The organism is Geodermatophilus chilensis (genome assembly GCF_002802985.1).
GTDB lineage: Bacteria > Actinomycetota > Actinomycetes > Mycobacteriales > Geodermatophilaceae > Geodermatophilus > Geodermatophilus chilensis.
Window position 1 is genome coordinate 1 of sequence record NZ_NVPT01000356.1, and the last position, 1,066, is coordinate 1,066.

Below are 1,066 nucleotides of genomic sequence, written 5' to 3' on the forward strand. Positions count from 1 at the left end.
GCAGCAGATCTCCCGGACGTCGTCCTCCTGTCCGCCCGGGCCGTAGGCGGCGAGTAGTTCCTGCAGCAGGTCACGGTCGGCGGGGCGCACGACCCGCCCCTACCCCCTGTCACCCCCGCGTGACACGCGGCGACGCAGCAGCAGCCCGCCGACGAACGCCGCCACGAGCAGGACGGCGACGGCCGCCTCCACGGCCGCGTCGGAGAGGCCCCCGGGCAGGTCGGTCCCGGCCGTCCCGGGCGCCGGAGCGGTCGCGCCGGTCAGCACCTGCAGCTCCGCCGCGGTCTCGGGGGTCCACACCGTCGTCCCACCGCACAGGCCGGCCGCCAGCCGGCCGTCCTCGCGGCCGGCGAAGACGAGGAAGAGCCCCTGCCCGGCGAGCTCCAGGCCGCACGAGGCGGCCGACGCCGGCGACAGCACGCCCTGCCGCGCAGACACCTCGCCCGCGTACACGGTGTCGACGGCGAAGACGTGCAGGGCAGTCCCGTCGACCACCCGGCGGTCGACCAGGCGGCCGGCGAACACGGCGTCGGCGCGGAGGGCGTGGTCGGCCGCCGTCCCCCCGGTGCAACTGCACGCCGACGCGGCCGGGGCCAGCACCCAGCCGGCGAGCACGAGCAGCAGGGCCGCGAGCAGCCCGGTCGTCCAGCGGCGCACGGGCCGAGCATCCCGCGGCCCGTGGCGCCGCGCCGCGAACGGGGGGTCGCCGCCCCTGGCGAGGCGGGCGCGGCACCACCGTCCACGGATGCTCTGCCCCTGCCCACCATGCGGGGCAGGGGCAGAGCATCGATGCAGACACATCCGCTCCGACCACCCTCGCTGCTGACGGTCCTCCGCTTCTGCTCGCACAGCGAAGCAGGGGTGGAGGCCCCGCGGGGACAGGTCAGTGCGTCCTCGCGCCCCAGCCACGGGAGCGGTGACCGGGAGGCGAGTCCCGTGGCGCGGCGGCGTCCCGCGCCGCAGGCTGGACGGCGTGGCGGACGTCGACGCGCTGCTCGACGACCGGCGGGCGGGAGCGACGATCTGCCCCTCGGAGGCCGCCCGCGCGGTCGACCCGGAGGGCTGG

General features: G+C 77.8%; 2 protein-coding genes. One reads left to right on the forward strand and one right to left on the reverse strand.

Features of this window, described 5'->3' with window-relative positions; translation table 11 throughout:
* Window positions 1-99: 99 nt before the first annotated feature.
* On the reverse strand, window positions 100-657 hold the full coding sequence (locus CNO22_RS27110) for a hypothetical protein (RefSeq protein WP_100502311.1): 558 nt from the start codon (window positions 655-657) through the stop codon (window positions 100-102).
* Window positions 658-973: 316 nt separating this feature from the next.
* Between CNO22_RS27110 and CNO22_RS27115 the strand changes: the two genes are divergently transcribed.
* Window positions 974-1,066: DUF3253 domain-containing protein (locus CNO22_RS27115; protein WP_232807402.1), on the forward strand; the 93-nt coding region annotated here is incomplete at its 3' end.